Annotated in this window: 17 protein-coding genes; 13 read left to right on the top strand and 4 right to left on the bottom strand. The window is 67.2% G+C overall.

Going from position 1 to position 18,062, the window contains the following annotated elements; translation table 11 throughout:
- Positions 1-67: 67 nt before the first annotated feature.
- Positions 68-1,192 (top strand): GNAT family N-acetyltransferase, encoded by a 1,125-nt coding sequence (locus tag B9Y64_RS18720; protein WP_100441991.1) that lies wholly within the window; start codon positions 68-70, stop codon positions 1,190-1,192.
- A gap of 169 nt (positions 1,193-1,361) precedes the next feature.
- On the opposite strand, the gene B9Y64_RS18715 is transcribed toward B9Y64_RS18720, so the two are convergent.
- On the bottom strand, positions 1,362-2,630 hold the full coding sequence (locus B9Y64_RS18715; RefSeq protein WP_100441990.1) for a hypothetical protein: 1,269 nt from the start codon (positions 2,628-2,630) through the stop codon (positions 1,362-1,364).
- 72 nt (positions 2,631-2,702) lie between these two features.
- Between B9Y64_RS18715 and aat the strand changes: the two genes are divergently transcribed.
- The 3 genes from aat to B9Y64_RS18700 all read left to right on the top strand — a co-directional run bounded on the left by aat (position 2,703) and on the right by B9Y64_RS18700 (position 4,332).
- Entirely contained in the window at positions 2,703-3,443 is a 741-nt protein-coding gene (gene aat, locus B9Y64_RS18710; protein WP_100442096.1) for a leucyl/phenylalanyl-tRNA--protein transferase, read from the top strand.
- An 86-nt stretch (positions 3,444-3,529) separates the two neighbouring features.
- Positions 3,530-3,748: a translation initiation factor IF-1 gene (infA, locus tag B9Y64_RS18705; protein ID WP_005409596.1), complete on the top strand. Its 219-nt coding sequence runs from the start codon at positions 3,530-3,532 to the stop codon at positions 3,746-3,748.
- 203 nt (positions 3,749-3,951) lie between these two features.
- A complete protein-coding gene (locus tag B9Y64_RS18700; RefSeq protein ID WP_100441989.1) occupies positions 3,952-4,332 on the top strand; it encodes a hypothetical protein in 381 nt (126 codons plus the stop codon).
- Between the two features lie 72 nt (positions 4,333-4,404).
- Here the strand turns inward: B9Y64_RS18700 and clpA are convergent, their stop codons facing one another.
- Positions 4,405-6,690 carry an ATP-dependent Clp protease ATP-binding subunit ClpA gene (gene clpA / locus B9Y64_RS18695; RefSeq protein ID WP_100441988.1) on the bottom strand — a complete coding sequence of 762 codons (2,286 nt, stop codon included), beginning with the start codon at positions 6,688-6,690 and terminating at the stop codon, positions 4,405-4,407.
- A gap of 138 nt (positions 6,691-6,828) precedes the next feature.
- Here clpA and B9Y64_RS18690 point away from each other — a divergent pair, with 138 nt between their 5' ends.
- Positions 6,829-7,641 carry an APH(6) family putative aminoglycoside O-phosphotransferase gene (locus B9Y64_RS18690; RefSeq protein ID WP_100441987.1) on the top strand — a complete coding sequence of 271 codons (813 nt, stop codon included), beginning with the start codon at positions 6,829-6,831 and terminating at the stop codon, positions 7,639-7,641.
- Positions 7,642-8,434: 793 nt separating this feature from the next.
- Here the strand turns inward: B9Y64_RS18690 and clpS are convergent.
- Positions 8,435-8,761, bottom strand: coding sequence for an ATP-dependent Clp protease adapter ClpS (gene clpS / locus B9Y64_RS18685; RefSeq protein ID WP_005416477.1), 327 nt, complete (start codon positions 8,759-8,761; stop codon positions 8,435-8,437).
- Between the two features lie 112 nt (positions 8,762-8,873).
- On the opposite strand from clpS, the gene B9Y64_RS18680 reads away from it, so the two are divergent.
- The 8 genes from B9Y64_RS18680 to B9Y64_RS18645 all read left to right on the top strand — a co-directional run bounded on the left by B9Y64_RS18680 (position 8,874) and on the right by B9Y64_RS18645 (position 14,930).
- Positions 8,874-9,347, top strand: a complete 474-nt coding sequence (locus tag B9Y64_RS18680; RefSeq protein WP_100441986.1) for a hypothetical protein — start codon at positions 8,874-8,876, stop codon at positions 9,345-9,347.
- Between the two features lies 1 nt (position 9,348).
- Positions 9,349-9,810 carry an NUDIX hydrolase gene (locus B9Y64_RS18675; protein WP_100441985.1) on the top strand — a complete coding sequence of 154 codons (462 nt, stop codon included), beginning with the start codon at positions 9,349-9,351 and terminating at the stop codon, positions 9,808-9,810.
- Positions 9,807-10,949, top strand: a complete 1,143-nt coding sequence (gene mnmA, locus B9Y64_RS18670) for a tRNA 2-thiouridine(34) synthase MnmA (protein WP_100441984.1) — start codon at positions 9,807-9,809, stop codon at positions 10,947-10,949. The genes B9Y64_RS18675 and mnmA overlap by 4 nt, the downstream gene beginning before the upstream one ends.
- Positions 10,946-11,560, top strand: coding sequence for a high frequency lysogenization protein HflD (gene hflD / locus B9Y64_RS18665; RefSeq protein WP_100441983.1), 615 nt, complete (start codon positions 10,946-10,948; stop codon positions 11,558-11,560). The genes mnmA and hflD overlap by 4 nt, the downstream gene beginning before the upstream one ends.
- A 276-nt stretch (positions 11,561-11,836) precedes the next feature.
- The gene (locus B9Y64_RS18660; RefSeq protein ID WP_049445390.1) at positions 11,837-13,027 is read left to right on the top strand and encodes a methyl-accepting chemotaxis protein; all 1,191 of its coding nucleotides are present in this window, start codon (positions 11,837-11,839) and stop codon (positions 13,025-13,027) included.
- Between the two features lie 98 nt (positions 13,028-13,125).
- On the top strand, positions 13,126-13,347 hold the full coding sequence (locus tag B9Y64_RS18655) for a hypothetical protein (protein WP_100441982.1): 222 nt from the start codon (positions 13,126-13,128) through the stop codon (positions 13,345-13,347).
- Positions 13,348-13,389: 42 nt separating this feature from the next.
- Positions 13,390-14,277 (top strand): hypothetical protein, encoded by an 888-nt coding sequence (locus B9Y64_RS18650; RefSeq protein WP_100441981.1) that lies wholly within the window; start codon positions 13,390-13,392, stop codon positions 14,275-14,277.
- A gap of 125 nt (positions 14,278-14,402) precedes the next feature.
- Positions 14,403-14,930 (top strand): hypothetical protein, encoded by a 528-nt coding sequence (locus B9Y64_RS18645; protein ID WP_100441980.1) that lies wholly within the window; start codon positions 14,403-14,405, stop codon positions 14,928-14,930.
- A gap of 322 nt (positions 14,931-15,252) precedes the next feature.
- Here the strand turns inward: B9Y64_RS18645 and B9Y64_RS18640 are convergent, their stop codons facing one another.
- Positions 15,253-18,012 carry a bifunctional diguanylate cyclase/phosphodiesterase gene (locus B9Y64_RS18640; RefSeq protein WP_100441979.1) on the bottom strand — a complete coding sequence of 920 codons (2,760 nt, stop codon included), beginning with the start codon at positions 18,010-18,012 and terminating at the stop codon, positions 15,253-15,255.
- Positions 18,013-18,062 lie beyond the last annotated feature (50 nt).

The following is an 18,062-nucleotide window of genomic DNA, read 5'->3' as shown; positions in this document are numbered from 1 at the left end:
CTGGCAATCAAGCTCACGCTCTCCGGGACCACCTCGCGTTACTCCACCTGCCCTATCCTTGCCAACCATGCCTTCCCCCCGCTTCCTCGATTCCCTGCAGTCCATTCCCGCCAGCGACTGGGATGCCCTGCACGACGGCCGCAACCCGTTCGTCAGCCACGCCTTCCTGTCCGGCCTGGAACAGCACGGCTGCCTGCGCGAGGACTGGGGCTGGCAGCCGCAACACTTCACGCTCTGGCAGGGCGACGCCCTGGTTGGCGCCATTCCGGGCTACCTGAAGACCAACTCGCACGGCGAGTTCGTGTTCGACCACGCCTGGGCCAACGCCTATGCCCGCCATGGCCGCGACTACTACCCGAAATGGCTGGGCGCGGTGCCGTACTCGCCGGTCACCGGCCCACGCCTGCTGGCCCGTCACGATTCAGAACGCGCCACACTGCTGTCGGCAGTGCGCGAGGCGCTGCCAGCGCTGGACGTGTCCTCGGCCCATATCAATTTCCACGCAGCGGGTGACGAGGCGCTGTTCGGCGACGACTGGCTGCTGCGCGAAGACGTGCAGTTCCAGTGGCAGAACCCGGGCGACTGGGCCACGTTCGATCAGTTCCTCGGCGCGATGGACCACAAGCACCGCAAGAACATCCGGCAGGAACGGGCCAAGGTCACCCGCCAGGGCATTACGTTCCGCGTGGTGCATGGCGACGAGGCCAGCCGCGCCGACCTGCAGGCGATGTATCGCTTCTACCTGCAGACCTTCCTCGAATACGGCAACGCCCCCGCGCTGACCGAGGCCTTCCTGCGCCATCTGGCCATTTCACTGGGCCGCGGGCTGGTGCTGTTCCTGGCCGAACAGGAGGGCCAGCCGATTGCCGGCGCACTCTGCCTGCGCGGCGGTGACACGCTGTACGGCCGCTACTGGGGCGGCGCCACCCTGCCCGGCCTGCACTTCGAGGCCTGCTACTACCAGGGTATCGAGTACTGCCTGCGCGAAGGGCTGGCCCGTTTCGAGCCCGGCGCGCAGGGCGAGCACAAGCTGGCGCGCGGTTTCCTGCCCACGCTGGTGCGCAGCCGGCACTGGGTGGCCGACGCGGAGTTCGCCGGGGCGCTGCAGGACTGGTGCCGGCAGGAGCGGCGCGATGTGCGGCGTTACCAGCAGGAGCTGCAGGGGCATGGGCCGTTCCGGGTAGAGCCGTAGCCGAACCGGCCCGATCAACGCGTGCCAACCAAGGTTGGCATCTACCAGGGCATTGGGCCAACCAGGGTTGGTGCCGACCAATGCATTCGGCCAACCAGGGTTGGCGCCGACCAATGCACTGGGCCAACCCAGGTTGGCACCTGCCAGGGCGATGGCAGGCGCGCTGCGCTCAGGTGCACTGCCAGAAGTGCCCGCTGACCCGGCAGGTCGCGCACCAGAACGTATAGAGCATGCCACCACTGCCCCACAGCAGCGTGCCCTCAGCGGTGGTCGGCAGCGTCGAATCCAGCTGCATCACGAAGGGCATCTCCTCGCCGCAATCGATGCACGCCGGATACCGCGCACTCTGCACCCAGCTGGGCGCGCCGCCCACGCGCGACAGGTTCTGCCGATGATTGGACTGCCCCCAGTCCTGCTGCTGCCAGCGCATGGCGTCCATGGCGGCCAGGCCCACCTCGGCCCGCATCAGGTCGCCGCTGTCGGTAGGCCTGGCGGGCACCTCCAGATGCTGGCTCGGGTGGCAGCTCGGCAGGCCGGCGGCGTCATGGCGATAGAAGCGTACGGGTGGATCTTCCCAGCCGCAGCAGTCCAGGCACAGGCCCAGCGTGACCTCGCCCGGCGCACCCGGCTGCAGCGCGGCGGCGTCGGTCTGCAGCAAGCGCTGCAGCGGCGCATGGCAGCTGCCACACAGCGCGTCCAGCGGCCCGCCCATGTGGCCGGCGTGATGCAGCTGTCCGCCATTCCAGGTCGGATGCAGGCGCCAGATGCGTTTGCGCCAGCTCGGCTCGTCGGCCAGCTGCGCACGATGCTGCACCCGGCCGAAGCGGATGTGCAGCGGCTTCTGATCGTGCAGGCGGCGCGGCCGCGCGCCGTCGGCAACGCCAGCCCAATGCGCCCAGGCCTCGGGATCCAGCCGCCCCCAGTCGGCGAGGTAGCCGCGGGCCGCCGGATAGCTCTCCGGCTGTATGGCGAGCAGCAGTGCCCTTGCCCGTGCCATCTCGCGATCGTCGTCGGCCTCAGCCAGGATCTGCGCCCAATGCGCGGCCACCCCAGGTGGCAGGGCTTGCCACACCTGCGAGGCCAGCTGCACCTCGTCTTCGGCGGCCATCACCAGCAGTGCGTCCCAGTCGCCCTGCAGCACCTGCGGCGCCTGGTAGCTGGCGAACTCGATCACGCTGGCCAGCAGTTCACCGCGCTCGCCCTCCCGATAGCGCCGCCAGGCCTCGGCACAGACCGGCGCCACGGACTCGTCCGGCAACAGGTCCAGCGCGGTATCGAGGAAGGTCGAGCTGGGCGAGCGCCGGGCGAGTGCCTGCAGCATCAGCTGGCCCAGCTGCAGCGGTGACTCACTGGCCAGCGCCAGCAGCATCCCCTGGCTGTCGTTGCGCGTGCGCGGGGCGTCGTGCACATCGAGGATGGCGCTGATCGGGTCACTCATGCGTAGGCTCCTTGCCGTTGAACGCTGATGGTGCCAGACATCAGCGATCACCACGGCGAATACAATGCCGGCATGACCCGCCAGCTGCCCTGGCGCCTGGCCGATGCGCCGGACGCGCCCTTCCCCCCGGCCGAGACTGCCCTGCGCCAGCCTGACGGCCTGCTGGCAGTGGGCGGTGACCTGCATCCGGCACGCCTGCTCAATGCCTACGCCGGCGGCATCTTTCCGTGGTTCAGCGAGGGCGAGCCGATCCTGTGGTGGTCGCCGGACCCGCGCATGGTGTTCCGCACCGACGGCGTGCATCTGTCCAGCCGCTTCCGCCGCCAGTTGCGCAGCAGCACATGGGAGGTCACCGCCGACACCGCTTTCAGCCGCGTGATGCGCGCCTGTGCGGCCGCACCCCGGCCCGGCCAGGACGGCACCTGGATCAGCCCGGCGATGGTCGAGGCCTACAGCCAGCTGCACGACCTCGGCTTTGCCCACTCCTTCGAGGTCTGGGACCGGCAGTCGCTGGTCGGCGGCATCTACGGGGTGGCGATCGGGTCGATGTTCTTCGGCGAGAGCATGTTCAGTGGCGCCAGCGGTGGCTCCAAGATCGCGCTGGCCGCGCTGGCCTCCACGCTTCGCGGCTGGGGCTGGGCGCTGATCGATGCCCAGGTGGAAAATCCGCACCTGCTGCGGATGGGCGCCGAACACCTGCCGCGCGCGGAATTCCTGCAGCACGTGCGCCAGGCCGTGCGCGGTGACGGCCGTGAAGGCCCTTGGACACAGGCGGTCGGACGCTTGCCGGCACAGCGTTTGGCCGGCGGTTAACACAAACTTTGCAAGCTGGGCCCGTCACGCGTAAAATACCGCGCCTTAGGCCCAGCGTGGCCGTTTTCTGAACCGCACAGGACTACATGTCGAAAGACGATTCCATCGAGTTCGAGGGCACCGTCAGCGAGACGCTGCCGAACACCACTTTCCGCGTTCGTCTGGAAAATGGGCACGAAATCATCGCCCACATCTCCGGCCGCATGCGCAAGAACTACATCCGCATCCTCACTGGTGACCGGGTCAAGGTTGAAATGACCCCGTACGACCTGACCAAGGGTCGTATCACCTACCGCATGAAGTAAGCGGTCGGCGCGCTGCGCCACTTCGACAAGGCCAGCCCTGGTTGCTGGCCTTTTGTCATGCCTGCAATCCGGCCCTGCCGGAGGTCATCGTGACCGAACTCACCGTGACGTCGGTCAGCCCTGCTTGCGGCAGATTCGCCTCTGCACGCGTGGCGGCATTGTGGGACCCGATCCAGTCCGGATCGCCATCCCCCAACCCCGCCATGAACATGCTCCCGCTGACCGCCCTGCTCGTCGCCGTTGTCGCGTCCGCCAGCGCATCGCCTGCGCGCGCCGCCGATACCCCTTCCGCCACCAGTGACTGCGTCCAGCTGGGCAGCGATCAGCAACTGGTGCGCGCCGGCGCCTCGCGCAACATCCTGCTGCGCAATGGCCAGGACCACTACGTCGTGCATTTCCAGGACGACTGTTCGGCTGCAGGCTACTCGCGGAAACTGAGCTTCTCCACGGAAGGGCAGCAGGGCCTGCTGTGCGCCGCCGGCCGCAGCCAGCTGCACACCGACTCCGGCCGCTGCACCGTGGCGCAGATCGAGCCTGTCGACGAGGCCACCTTCAAGAAGAAGGCCCGCCAGCGCAGCCGTTGACGGCGCAGGCGACAAGGGCGGCCGAAGCCGCCCTTGTCATTGCAGGTCCACCGGGCCGGGCCCGGCATCAGCTCACTCCACCGTGGCCGGCAGCAGGCGCTCCGGCTCGGCCTGGGTTTCCACCACCAGTTCGTCGTCGCGCACGTCGATGCTGACCTTGCCGCCGTTGACCAGCTTGCCGAACAGCAGCTCGTCGGCCAACGGACGCTTGATCCTGTCCTGGATCACGCGGGCCATCGGGCGGGCACCCATCAGCGGGTCGAAACCGTGGTGGGCCAGCCAGTCGCGCGCGGTCGGCGTGGCCGACAGGCTGACGTGCTTGTCCTGCAGCAGCATCTCCAGTTCGATCAGGAACTTGTCGACCACGCGCAGGATGTGCTCGAAGCCCAGCGCCTGGAACTGCACCACCGCGTCGAGGCGGTTGCGGAATTCCGGGGTGAAGCTGCGGCGGATGGTCTCCATCGCGTCGGTGGCATGGTCCTGCTTGGTGAAGCCGATCGAGCGCCGCGAGGCCTGCGCCGCACCGGCATTGGTGGTCATCACCAGCACTACGTTCTTGAAGTTGGCTTCACGTCCATTGGTATCGGTCAGCACGCCGCGGTCCATCACCTGCAGCAGGATGTTGAAGATGTCCGGGTGCGCCTTCTCGATTTCGTCCAGCAGCAGCACGCAGTGCGGCGTCTTGACGATCTTCTCGGTCAGCAGGCCGCCCTGGTCGAAGCCGACGTAGCCCGGAGGCGCACCGATCAGGCGGCTGATCGAATGCGGCTCCATGTACTCGGACATGTCGAAGCGGACCAGCTCGATGCCCAGCTGCAGCGCCAGCTGCTTGGTCACCTCGGTCTTGCCGACACCGGTCGGGCCGGCGAACAGGAAGTTGCCGATCGGCTTTTCCGGATTGCCCAGGCCCGAGCGGGCCAGCTTGATCGCGGAGGACAGCGTCTCGATGGCCGGGTCCTGGCCAAAGATCACCATCTTCAGGTTGCGCTCCAGGTGCTGCAGCACATCCTTGTCGGTGGCACTGACCTGCTTGGTGGGGATGCGCGCCATCTTGGCGACGATCGCCTCGACTTCCTCGACGTCGATCAGCTCCTTGCGCTGGCCTTCCGGCAGCAGGCGCTGGCGGGCGCCCGCCTCGTCGATCACGTCGATGGCCTTGTCCGGCAGCAGGCGGTCGCCGATGTGCTTCACCGACAGGTCCACCGCTGCCTGCAGTGCCTCGTCGGAATAGGTCACGCCATGGTGCAGTTCGTACTTGGACTTCAGGCCCTGCAGGATCTCGTAGGTCTCGCCCACGGTCGGCTCGACAATGTCGATCTTCTGGAAGCGGCGGGCCAGCGCCCGATCCTTCTCGAAGATGCCACGGTATTCCTGGAAGGTGGTCGAGCCGATGCAGCGCAGTTCGCCGGAAGCCAGCGCCGGCTTGATCAGGTTGGACGCATCCATGGTGCCGCCCGACGCCGAACCGGCACCGATGATGGTGTGGATCTCGTCGATGAACAGCACCGCGTTGGGCACCTTCTTCAGCGAGGTCAGCACGCTCTTCAGGCGCTTCTCGAAGTCGCCGCGGTACTTGGTGCCGGCCACCAGCGCGCCCAGGTCGAGCGAATAGATCACCGCGTCGGCCAGCACCTCGGGCACCGAACCCTCGACAATGCGGCGGGCCAGGCCCTCGGCGATGGCGGTCTTGCCCACGCCGGCCTCGCCCACGTACAGCGGGTTGTTCTTGCGGCGGCGGCACAGGACCTGGATGGTGCGTTCGATCTCGTCAGCGCGACCGACCAGCGGGTCGATGCGGCCGGCGCGGGCCTGTTCGTTGAGGTTGCTGGCGAATTCGGTCAGGGCATCGCCCTTCGGCTCGCCCTCCCCGCCTTCCATGCGGCTCTCACCCTCGGAGGAAGAGGACGGCTGCTCGCCTTCCTCGCCCAGCTTGGCGATGCCGTGGGACAGGTAATTGACCACATCCAGCCGGGTCACATCCTGCTGGTTGAGGTAATAAACGGCGTGGGAGTCCTTCTCACCGAAGATGGCCACCAGCACATTGGCGCCGGTGACCTCCTTCTTGCCCGAAGACTGCACGTGGTACACGGCCCGCTGCAGCACGCGCTGGAAGCCCAGGGTCGGCTGGGTATCGCGGCCGTCATCTTCGGCCAGGCGCGACACGGAGGCCTCGATGGCCTGCTCCAGCTCCTGGCGCAGGCGTTCGGCGTCGGCACCACAGGCCTTCAGTACGGCCTGGGCGGACGGGTTGTCGAGCAGTGCCAACAGCAGGTGTTCGACCGTCATGAATTCATGCCGGGCCTCACGGGCGCGCTTGTAGCACTGGCCGATGGTGTGTTCGAGGTCTTTGCTGAACATGGATTACTCCGGCGGCAGATAGGGACAATATGCGGCCTGACTACGCGATTTCCATCACCCTAGCGGATTGCTGCGTTCAGATGGCGTTAGCAGTGCAAATCGCTTGATCTTCATTCACTCCAGGACAGCCCGCCCAGCATGAGCGAACCCTACCTGAGCCGCTGGCGATTGCGGCGTGATGGCCCGGCCATCCAGACGCCCCATGCCCGGCTCTGGCCGGTACTGACCCCCACCGGCGCGCCGGCGATGCTGAAGGTCAGCAGCGAAACCGAGGAGCAGAACAGCCATCGCCTGCTGCGCTGGTGGGACGGCGATGGCGCCGCCCGCCTGCTGGCCCACGAGGGGCCAGCGATCCTGATCGAGCGTGCCGGCGGCGATTCACTGCGGCAACGTTCGATCGAGGGCGACGATGACGCCTGCACCACGATCCTGTGCCAGGTCCTGCAGCGGCTGCACCGGCCACGGAGCGCGCCGCCAGCGGAACTGGTCTGCCTGCGTACATGGTTCGCCGACCTGCTGCTGCCAAGGGCCGTGCTGCCACCACTGCTGGAACAGTGCAGATCGCTGGCGGAGGGCGTGTTGCAGGAGGAACGGGAGATCCGGCCACTGCACGGCGATCTGCACCACGACAACGTGCTGGATTTCGGCCCGCGCGGCTGGCTGGCGATCGACCCGAAGCGGCTACTGGGTGATCGTACGTTCGATTACACGACGATGTTCAGCAACCCGGATCTCTGCGGACCGGGCATCCACGTTGCGACACGGCCCGAGCGCTTTGCCGCGCGGCTGCAACAGGTCAGTGCCCTGGCCGGGCTGGAACGCACGCGCCTGTTGCGCTGGATCACGGCCAGCGCCGGGCTGTCAGCGGTGTGGTTCAGGGATGATGGCGACCCCGCCGATGTCGACGAGGCGGTGGCACGGATGGCGCTGGAGGCATTGGCGGAAGCGTGAACCCTCTGCCTGCCCTGGTGGCTGCCCACCACCGTGGTGGGCACGCTCTCACGGAGTCGATACGCCCCTGCCCTGGTAGGTGCCCACCTTGGTGGGCACGCTCCATCCGGGGTCGATATGCCTCGGCGAACAGCAGCCGAGCATGGGCTCGGCTCTACAGGGTGCGCTTCATTCGGGGTCGATACGCCCCTGCCCTGGTAGGTGCCCACCTTGGTGGGCACGCTCCGTCCGGGGTCGATACGCCCCTGCCCTGGTAGGTGCCCACCTTGGTGGGCACGCTCCATCCGCGGTCGATACGCCCCTGCCCTGGTAGGTGCCCACCTTGGTGGGCACGCTCCGTCCGGGATCGATATGCCTCGGCGAACAGCAGCCGAGCATGGGCTCGGCTCTACAGGGTGCGCTTCATTCGGGGTCGATACGCCCCTGCCCTGGCAGGTGCCCACCTTGGTGGGCACGCTCCGTCCGGGGTCGATATGCCTCGGCGAACAGCAGCCGAGCATGGGCTCGGCTCTACAGGGTGCGCTTCATCCGGGATCGATATGCCTCTGCCCTGGCAGGTGCCCACCTTGGTGGGCACGCTCCGTCCGGGGTCGATATGCCTCGGCGAACAGCAGCCGAGCATGGGCTCGGCTCTACAGGGTGCGCTTCATTCGGGATCGATACGCCCCTGCCCTGGTAGGTGCCCACCTTGGTGGGCACGCTCCGTCCGGGGTCGATATGCCTCGGCGAACAGCGGCCGAGCATGGGCTCGGCTCTACAGGGTGCGCTTCATCCGCAATCGGACGGTGGGCGGTCAGGCCTTTTCCATCGTGCACAGCAGCGGATGCTGGTTCATCCGCGAGTACTCGTTGACCTGGGCAACCTTGGTTTCGGCCACTTCGCGGGTGAAGACCCCGCAGACGCCGCGGCCGCGGGTGTGGACGTGCAGCATCACCTGCGTGGCCTTGTCCAGGTCCATGCTGAAGAACTGCTGCAGCACATCCACCACGAAATCCATCGGGGTGTAGTCGTCGTTGAGCAGCATCACCTGGTAGAACGGCGGCGGCGCCACTTCCGGGCGCGCGGGTTCCACGGCAACGCCGTGCTCGTGCTGGGAATCGGGGGAGGACTCATGGGGCATCCGTCCATTATAAGGGCTCGGGCAAGCCTGCGTCGGCCCGCCGCAGATTGGACGGCACGCACGCCCACCGTCACAATTGCACCCTCTCTCAACACTGTTTCACAGGATCTTCATGAAAAGGACCCTTCTCCCCGCCCTGCTGATCGCGCTGGCCGCTGCCGGTTCCGCCGCCGCCGCGACCAGCGCCGACAAGTCCGTGGCCCGCCACCTGGACAAGCTGGGCTACACCTACGAAGTCGACGAGGATGGCGACTACCGCATGGTCTTCGACGTCGAGGGTGACCGCACCCAGATGGTCTACGTGCGCTCGGCGGTGGAAGATTTCGGCACCCACAACATCCGCGAGATCTGGTCGCCGGCCTATAGCGCCAAGACCAAGCAGTTCCCGGTGGCCGTGGCCAACCGCCTGCTGGAAGATTCGCAGGATGCCAAGATGGGTGGCTGGGTGAAGCAGGACACCACCGCCATGTTCGTGGTGAAGATCGACGCCGACGCCACCGCCGACCAGCTCAGCGACGCCATCGATGCGGCCATCCGCACCGCCGACGCGATGGAGCTGGAACTGACCAAGAAGGACGAGTTCTGAGTTGAACACCACGCCGGACCCGCGCTGGGCACCGCACGCCACCGTCGCCACCGTGGTGATCGACGGCGGCCGCGTGCTGCTGGTCGAAGAAACCATCGACGGCCGCCAGGTGCTGAACCAGCCGGCCGGCCACCTCGAGCCGGGCGAGAGCCTGGCCGAGGCCGCGCTGCGCGAGACCCTGGAGGAAACCGGCTGGACGGTGCAGCTGACCCACTTCGTGGGCTGCTACCAGTGGACCGCCGGTGACGGCACGCCTTTCCTGCGCTTCTGCTATGCGGCGCGCCCGGTCTCGCACGACCCGGCACGGCCGCTGGACACCGGCATCGACCGCGCGCTGTGGCTGACCCCGGCCGAGCTGCAGGCCGCCGGTGAACGCCAGCGCAGCCCGCTGGTGTGGCAGGTGGTCGCCGATTACCTGGGCGGCCAACGCTACCCGCTTTCCTTGGTCCGGGAGGTCGCATGAGCAGCCCGCGCGTGATGGTTGGCGTTTCTGGTGGCGTCGATTCCTCGGTCGCCGCCTGGCGGCTGGTGCAGCAGGGCGAGGCCGTGGCCGGCCTGTTCATGCAGAACTGGGCCGACGACGGCAGCGGCGACTGCCGCGCCGAGGATGACCGCCGCGATGCGGTCGCCGTATGCGGCCTGCTCGGCATCCCGTTCCACTTCCGGGACTTCTCCAGCGAATACTGGCAGGGCGTGTTCGAGCACTTCCTGGCCGAGTACGCGGCCGGCCGCACACCGAACCCGGACGTGCTGTGCAACCGCGAAGTGAAGTTCAAGCATTTCCTGGATGCCGCCCGCGAGCTGGGCGCCGAGCGCATCGCCACCGGCCACTATGCGCGGGTGACCCAGCGCGGCCACCAGTGGCTGCTGCTGCGCGGCGCCGACCGCTCCAAGGACCAGAGCTACTTCCTGCACCAGCTGGGCCAGGAACAGCTGGCGGCCACCCTGTTCCCGATCGGCGACCTGGAAAAGAGCGACCTGCGCCGGATCGCGCGCGACGTCGGCCTGCCGACCCACGCCAAGAAGGACTCCACCGGCATCTGCTTCATCGGCGAGCGCGACTTCCGTGAATTCCTCGGCCGCTACCTGCCGGCCAAGCCCGGCCAGATCCTCGACCCGGCCGACGGCAGCGTGATCGCTGAACACCCCGGGGTGTTCTATTTCACCCTGGGCCAGCGCGAGGGCCTGAACATCGGCGGCGTGCGTGGCCGCCCGGCCGCGCCGTGGTACGTGGTCGGCAAGGATGTGACCAGCAACGTGCTGTACGTCGACCAGGACCGCGACAGCAAGTGGATGCTGTCCGGCCGCCTGCGTTCGGAAACCGCGCACTGGATCGCTGGCTCGCCACCCGCGCGGCGCTTCGAATGCACCGCCCAGACCCGCTACCGCCAGCCTGATGAGCCGTGTACGGTCGACGTGCTGGACGATGGCAGCGTGCTGGTCACCTTCGCGCGCCCGCAGCGCGCCGTTACCCCCGGTCAATCGCTGGTGCTGTATGACGGTGATGTGTGCCTGGGTGGCGCGGTGATCGCCGCCACCGATGCGCCGCTGGAACAGCGCCTGCGCACCACCCCTTCCCCTTTTGAGGTAATCGCTGCATGAGTTTCACTGTCGACGACCGCGTCCTGGCCTTGGCCGGCATTGCCCAGGCCCTGCAGCAGGTACGCCGCATCGCCGATACCGGCCATTCCGACGCCGCCGCCGTGCGCACCGCCGTGGACAGCGTGTTCCGCGTCGATGCGTCCTCGCCGCAGGAGGTGTTTGGAGACCGCCACGCACTGAAAGCCGGGCTGCGCCTGCTGCACAACTACTTCCGCAGCCAGGGCCAGGACCCGATCCTGCCCAAGCTGGCCCTGTCGGTGCTGCAGCTGGAGCGCCGCTTCGTGCAGGACGGGGCGACCGTGAACAAGGTCGCCTCGGGCATCGAGCGCGCCCAGCGCCAGGCCACCGAACTGGGCGACAGCGGCCACCCGGACGTGCTGGCCAACCTGGGCAGCCTGTATGCCGACACCATCAGCCACCTGAAGCCGCGGGTGATGGTGCAGGGCAACCCGCACTACCTGGGCCAGGCCGGTGTGGTCGCCGAGATCCGCGCCCTGCTGCTGGCGGCGGTGCGCTCGGCGGTGCTGTGGCGCCAGCTGGGCGGCAGCTACTGGGACTTCCTGCTCAGCCGCAAGGCGATGATCGAGGCTGTGGACCGCCAGCTGGCCTGAGGGTGTGGGGTCAGAGCCCTTTTCCCTGGGAAAAGGGATCCGACCCCGCCGCCGGCCCACCCGGGGCCGGACCCCTTTCCTGCCGGGAAAGGGCTCTGACCCCGCCGCCGGCCCACCCGGGGCCGGCCCCCTTTCCTGCAGGGAAAGGGCTCTGACCCCAGAGCACCCGCCAGCGCCGGAAAACCGGCGCATTCAGAATGCACTTCGAGGCACATCGACGTTAAAGAGAAAGGGGGTACGGCCGATACATCCTCCGTGCACCTCCCGAGAACGTCCATGTACTCACGCATTTTCATCCGTCTGGCCGCCCCCCTGGCTTTGACCCTGCTGCTCCCCTTCGCCATCGGTTTCGAATGGCCGGCCGCCCTGCGCTGGGCGATCCTGACCACGATGACGCTGAGCTGGCTCGGCTTTGCGTGGTGGACCACCCGCGCCCAGGCGCACCGTTCCCCGGAACATGCCCGTGTCCTGCGTGAGCAGGACCAGCTGCTGACCGAACTGCGCAGCTTCGTTGGCAACGAGATCGACGGTTCGCGTGGTGAAGTGGAACGCGCCCGCGACCTGATCCGCCAGGCAGTCTCCAGCCTCGGCGGCAGCTTCGATGCGATGAACCGCAAGTCGCGCCAGCAGAGCCAGGCCCTGTCGCGCATCGTCGACCGCGCCGGTGATGAAGGCAATGCCGGCCTCGACGTTGCCCGTTTTGCCCAGCACGCCAGCCATCGCATGGAGCAGCTGGTGGAAGCGCTGGAACAGGTGAGCGGCCAGAGCAGCACCACCGTGCAGCACATCGACCAGATGGCGCAGCACCTGGATGGCATCTTCGCGCTGCTGGAAGACGTCAAGTCGATCGCCGACCAGACCAACCTGCTGGCGCTGAATGCCGCCATCGAAGCGGCGCGCGCCGGTGAAGCCGGCCGTGGCTTCGCGGTGGTTGCCGACGAAGTGCGCAACCTGTCCGAGCGCTCGACCACCTTCAACGAGCAGATCCGCAAGCTGGCGCACAGCTCCAAGGACGCCATCGCCAAGGTGCGCGAGACGGTCTCGCACATGGCCTCGCGCGACATGGACCGCTCGCGTGAAGCGCGCCAGGAAGCGGCGGCCATGCTCGACAACGTCGCGCAGATCAACGCTTCGCTGGGTGACGGCATGCGCGAAGTCTCCGAGTGCGCCCGTTCGATCGATGGCAGCGTGGCCGAAGCCGTGCGCGCCCTGCAGTTCGAAGACATCGCCACCCAGGCGCTGGGCGGCGTGCACACCCACCTGGACCGCCTGACCGCGATCAACCGCGAAGCGGTGGCCCTGCAGGAACTGCTGCACCGCAATGGCGGCGTGTTCGACGAAGAGATCGCCACCGCGCTGCAGCGCACCGGCAGCCGCCTGCGCGAACTGCGCAGTGAGTGGGAGCGCCCGCCGCACAAGCCGGTTGCCCAGCAGACCATGGGCGCTGGCACCGTCGAGCTGTTCTGATCCTGATGTCTGCTGCCGCTGCCGGCAGCCCGCAAGGCCCCGGTTCGTCCGGGGCCTTTGCCTGTGACCCGCCGTTGGATGCATCCTGTACGCGCACCATGACCCTGATCCGCGCCCTGCCCTCCCTCACCGACACCGAGCGCCCGCGCAACGCGAGCGTGCGTGAGCAGCTGCAGCAGCTGGAAGAGGTCGCCCGCGAAGAGATCCGCGAACTGCAGCAGCTGGCGGATGCGCGCCCGGCGCCGTCCCGTGCGGACGAGGCACTGCTGGGGCTGGCGTGGGACCTGGGGCTGGATGGGGAGGCGCTGAAAGGCGACTGATATTAGGATGCCGGTCACTCCTCAACGTGCAGGTGCTCCCGAATGACGCATATCCAGGTGAAGCAGATGCTGGGGCGAGGCAGAAGCTTCGCCGGACGCGACTGGTGGTACGACTTCAGGGCACTTCCGCAGTTCACCAAGGACGCTGAAGTGAAAGCGCGTTCCGGCGATCTCATGAGGCAGTTCTCTACGCTGACGAAGAACTGGAACTCCGACCTCAATTCCGAATGGGTGGTGCGGCACTTCTTTGCGGTCAAGATGGTGCTGGGGTCTTCCGTCATGGCCCAGAGCCTGCGGTATGCCGAAGCCAACAACCTGCGCCCGGTGGTCTCCTACCTGAGCTACTACACGGTCATGCACGCATTGAGGGCCATCCTGTTCACCAGCCCGCAGGCCAGATGGAACGACGGGGAAATACTCCAGACCACCCATACCAAGACCATCAACGTCGCCTGTGATGCGATCGCGCATCTCAACAAGGATCTGGCCAACCAGGTCAAGGCATCGACGCTGCACCTGAAAGCCTTCAGAGAGCTCATCTCCTATCGCGCGCCCTCCAGTGGAGACAACTTCGAGAAGCCGGACTTCGACGTGTACGCGTACTGCAGGCTGTTCCTGGAGATCGCCCAGATGCAATCCGAGTTGCTTGAGGCCTCGATCCAGAAGAACGTGACTGAAGCCTTCGAGCTCGACCAGAACTTCACGCAGCACGTGTACGACGTGGAAATGGATGGCGTCAGCTTCTTTGATCGCGAGGACTGGCATCGGATCGGCTATCTGGCGCGCAAGCATCCGGCGCCCCTCAACATCCTGCACATGATGTCAGACGGTCACGTCGAGGACTTCTTCGGATCATGGTGCGGGGAAGACGACGACCCTGCCGCGTTCAATCCGGACAACGACTGGCGCATTCTTTTCGACGTCCCCTGACATGCGGCTGCCCCACGGCAGCCCGGCACCCAGGCCGGCAGCCGAATGCCGCCGACGGATCCACACCGCCCGCTCACGGAACATCCTGCATGGCATGATGCCGCGGACATGTTCAAGGAAGACCGATGGCCATTGCCCTGATCGCCTTGATGCTGCTGGAACTCCTGCTGCTGTTGTTCTGGGCGCCACTGTTCTTCCGCACCGGCATCGTCCTGTTCAACCAGCGCATCGCCGCCTCTCCGGCTGAACTGGCCCAGCTGTCGCTGATCGGGCTGGAATATGACCTTCCCACCGACAAGTGGCTGAGCTTCGTGTTCCATGCGCTGCCCGACGGCAGCACGGCGTTCCGCGAGAGCTTCGCGCCCGGCTATGGTGGCCGCTACTTCCCGCTGATGCACGGCCAGCTGGTGGTCGACAAACGACGCCGCGAGGTGCGTGTGATCGGGCGTTGCAGCTGGTTTGCGCTGGCCCTGGCCTTGCTGGTACTACCGCTCATCCTGGTGCGCCCGATGGCGTGGCCGATGCTGGGCTTGCTACTGGTGTTCTACATGGGCTATCGCATCCAGCTGCGGCGCTATGCCGAAGTCGTCGAAGCCGTGCGCATTCGTGCCGACCAACGGTCGGCACCCACCAGAGCAGGTACCTGCATCTGAAGTAGATCCACGCCATGCGTGGATGATCGCATCCATGCCGACCAACGGTCGGCATCCACCGATGGTCGCGGGTGCAGGCATCCATGCCGACCAACGGTCGGCATCCACCGATGGTCGCGGGTGCAGGCATCCATGCCGACCAACGGTCGGCACCCACCGATGGTCGCGGGTGCAGGCATCCATGCCGACCAACGGTCGGCACCCACCGATGGTCGCGGGTGCAGGCATCCGTGCCGACCAACGGTCGGCACCCACCGGCACCCACCGGCACCCACTGGCACCCACCGATGGTCGGCACCTGCCAGAGCGGGTCCAGATGGATTCAGCGCAGCAGCACCGCTTCGCCGCTGGCGTCGGTGCACATCGGCATTGGGCGCTGCTGGCGCAGCCATTGCGCCAGGTCGCGCGGGCTGAGCGGGCGCGAGTACAGGTAGCCCTGGATCTCATCGCAGCCCTGGCGGCGCAGCATGTCTTCTTCCTGGTGCGTTTCCACGCCCTCGGCCACCACCTTCATGCCCAGCGCATGGCCCAGGTGCACGATGGCCTGGGTCACTTCCGCCGTGCCCGAGTCGTGCAGCATGCCCTGCACGAAGCTGCGGTCGATCTTCAGGCGGCCCACCGGGAAACGGTTGAGGTAATTGAGGTTGGAGAAGCCGGTACCGAAGTCATCCACCGCCAGCGGCACGCCGTGCCGTTCCAGCACGTCGAAGCAGTGGCGCAGGATGTCGGTGTCACGGATCAACGCCGACTCGGTCAGCTCCAGCTCCAGCCGCTGTGGCGGCCAGCCGTGGGCGTGGCAGATCTCGATCACGCGCTCGGCAAAGCCGCGGTCACGCAACTGCACCGCAGAGACATTCACCGCGATGCGGTCGAAGCGCAGTCCGGTGCGGTCCCAGGCGCTTGCCTGGCGGCAGGCCTCGTTCAGCACCCAGTCGCCGATACGCACGATCTCGCCGCATTTCTCGGCAATGGGAATGAATTCGGCCGGGCTGCAGTAGCCAATGCCGGGCCGATGCCAGCGCAGCAGCGCTTCGATCGCCGGTGGCTCGCCCTGGTGGGCGTGCAGCAGCGGCTGGTAGGCCAGGCTGAACTCCTCGCGCTCGATCGCGCCGTGCAGCGCGTGCTCAAGCTCCAGCTTGCGCTGGATGCGGGCCAGCGCGTCCTGGCTGTAGTACTGGTAGGTGTTGCGCCCCGCTTCCTTGGCGGCATACATCGCAGCGTCGGCGGCGCGCAGCAGTGAATCGAAGTCGGTCTGGGCATCGCCCAGCATCGCGATGCCGACACTGGCGCCGACCTTCAGCGTGGTCTCGCCACGGCGCAACGGCTCGGCCAGCGAGGCAATCAGCTTGCGGGCCACGTGCCCTGCATCTTCCGGCTCGGCCAGGTCGCGCAGCACGACGATGAATTCGTCGCCACTGAAGCGGCCGAACAGGTCGTTGTTGCGCAGGTTCTGGTGCAGGCGGGTGGCGGCGGCCTTCAGCAGCGCATCGCCGGTGGCGTGGCCGAAGCTGTCGTTGATGGTCTTGAAGCCATCCAGGTCGATGAACAGCATCGCCAGCGAGGTGCCGCGGTCGCGCGCCTCCTCGATGGCTTCGGCGGTCTGTTCGCCGAGCAGCACCCGGTTGGGCAGGCCGGTGAGCAGGTCGTAGTGGGCCAGCAGTTCGATGCGCTCGTTGGCCTCGCGTTCGCGGGTGATGTCACGGAACAGCACCACGAAGCGCGGCGGCAGCCCATCGCGACGATCCAGCTCGATCAGCACCTGCACCCAGACACGCAGGCCGGACTGGCGGTAGAAGCACAGGTCCAGCTGCTCGGGCAGGCCACCACCGGCGATGCGGACCAGCGCCGCCTCGAAGGCGTCGCGCGAGTCTTCGGTGTACAGCGCCATCGCCTGGTCGAGGGTGATCGGTTCCTTGCGCAGGCCATGGATGCGATAGCACTCTTCGGTCCACTGCATGTGCCGGGTCTGCACCTCGATCTCGCAGCCGCCGATGCGGCCCAGCGCGGAAACGCGGTTGAGCAGCTCGGTGCGCCAGCGGATCAACGCGTCGGTCTGATGCTGCTCGGTGATGTTCTGCACCTGGCCCAGCAGGCGCTTGGGCTGCCCGTCCATGTCCAGCAGCGGCTGCATCCACAGGCGCAGGTGCTGCGAAGGTTCATGGCCGCGGGTCAGCTCCAGCTCGAGATTGGCGGCGCGGCCATCGCGCCACAGGCGCCGCCATGCCGCGCGCAGCGCGCCACGCGAGCGCGGATGCAGCTGCTTCAGCCAGCGCCGCTGGCCGGGCACCGCACCCTGCTCCAGCGCGAGCAGCGAACGCAGTTCCGGCGACCACCAGAAATGCCCGCTGTTGGGATCGAACGACCAGCTGCCCATGCTGGCGATGCGCTGGGCCTCGCTCAGGTGCAGCTGCTGTTCCTGCAGCAGCGATTCGAGCTGCTTCTGCTGCTCGATATCGGTATGTGTACCGACCATGCGCAATGGCTGGCCGTCGGCGGTGCGCGCGACCACGCGGCCGCGATCGAGCACCCAGCGCCACTGCCCATCGGCCTGGCGGAAGCGGAACTGTGCGCTGTACTGCTCGCTGCGCCCACGCAGGTGCTCGTCGAGCGCGGCACGCACCTGGGTGATGTCGTCGCTGTGCACGCGCGACAGCATTTCGGTGGCGGTCTCGTCGCCCAGCGCCGGCGTGCGTGCCACCCGGTCACTGGGAATGTCCCAGTCCCACAGGCTGTGGCCGGCGCTGTCCAGTGCCAGTTCCCAGCGCCCACCGCCGTCGACCGGCACCGGCTCGGGAATGCTCAGGGTGAACGCCAGCAGGTTGCCGGCACCGTCGTGCACGGCGCGCAGGTGACCGTCGTAGTGCCCGCGTGGGCCGCCCGGCAGCGTGCAGGCCACGATGCCGCCGTCGGCAGCCATCAGGCGCAGATCCTCCAGCATCGGCGCATAGGCAGCCACGGTGGCCGGCAGGCCATGCTCGCGCGCGGCCGGATTGGCCGCCAGCGGGCGCCCGGTACGGTCGACGATGACCAGCGCCGACGCAAGCGGGTGCTGCAGCAGGCTGGCGATGATCCCTTGGTCCACGCGATCTTGCTCCGGATGACACGCCCGTCAGCGGGGCACGCAGTGGTTAA

The sequence above is a fragment of the Stenotrophomonas maltophilia genome (assembly GCF_002799245.1).
Classification (GTDB): domain Bacteria; phylum Pseudomonadota; class Gammaproteobacteria; order Xanthomonadales; family Xanthomonadaceae; genus Stenotrophomonas; species Stenotrophomonas maltophilia_S.
This window is presented reverse-complemented; position numbering and strand designations above follow the sequence as displayed.

Excerpts from the sequence above, each read along its gene's own strand:
- clpS (WP_005416477.1), bottom strand. The coding sequence starts at position 8,761 with ATGCCCCATGAGTCCTCCCCCGATTCCCAGCACGAGCACGGCGTTGCC.
- hflD (WP_100441983.1), top strand. The coding sequence starts at position 10,946 with ATGAGTTTCACTGTCGACGACCGCGTCCTGGCCTTGGCCGGCATTGCC.
- B9Y64_RS18700 (WP_100441989.1), top strand. The coding sequence starts at position 3,952 with ATGAACATGCTCCCGCTGACCGCCCTGCTCGTCGCCGTTGTCGCGTCC.
- clpA (WP_100441988.1), bottom strand. The coding sequence starts at position 6,690 with ATGTTCAGCAAAGACCTCGAACACACCATCGGCCAGTGCTACAAGCGC.
- B9Y64_RS18715 (WP_100441990.1), bottom strand. The coding sequence starts at position 2,630 with ATGAGTGACCCGATCAGCGCCATCCTCGATGTGCACGACGCCCCGCGC.
- B9Y64_RS18690 (WP_100441987.1), top strand. The coding sequence starts at position 6,829 with ATGAGCGAACCCTACCTGAGCCGCTGGCGATTGCGGCGTGATGGCCCG.
- infA (WP_005409596.1), top strand. The coding sequence starts at position 3,530 with ATGTCGAAAGACGATTCCATCGAGTTCGAGGGCACCGTCAGCGAGACG.
- B9Y64_RS18645 (WP_100441980.1), top strand. The coding sequence starts at position 14,403 with ATGGCCATTGCCCTGATCGCCTTGATGCTGCTGGAACTCCTGCTGCTG.
- mnmA (WP_100441984.1), top strand. The coding sequence starts at position 9,807 with ATGAGCAGCCCGCGCGTGATGGTTGGCGTTTCTGGTGGCGTCGATTCC.
- aat (WP_100442096.1), top strand. The coding sequence starts at position 2,703 with ATGACCCGCCAGCTGCCCTGGCGCCTGGCCGATGCGCCGGACGCGCCC.
- B9Y64_RS18655 (WP_100441982.1), top strand. The coding sequence starts at position 13,126 with ATGACCCTGATCCGCGCCCTGCCCTCCCTCACCGACACCGAGCGCCCG.
- B9Y64_RS18650 (WP_100441981.1), top strand. The coding sequence starts at position 13,390 with ATGACGCATATCCAGGTGAAGCAGATGCTGGGGCGAGGCAGAAGCTTC.
- B9Y64_RS18660 (WP_049445390.1), top strand. The coding sequence starts at position 11,837 with ATGTACTCACGCATTTTCATCCGTCTGGCCGCCCCCCTGGCTTTGACC.
- B9Y64_RS18680 (WP_100441986.1), top strand. The coding sequence starts at position 8,874 with ATGAAAAGGACCCTTCTCCCCGCCCTGCTGATCGCGCTGGCCGCTGCC.
- B9Y64_RS18720 (WP_100441991.1), top strand. The coding sequence starts at position 68 with ATGCCTTCCCCCCGCTTCCTCGATTCCCTGCAGTCCATTCCCGCCAGC.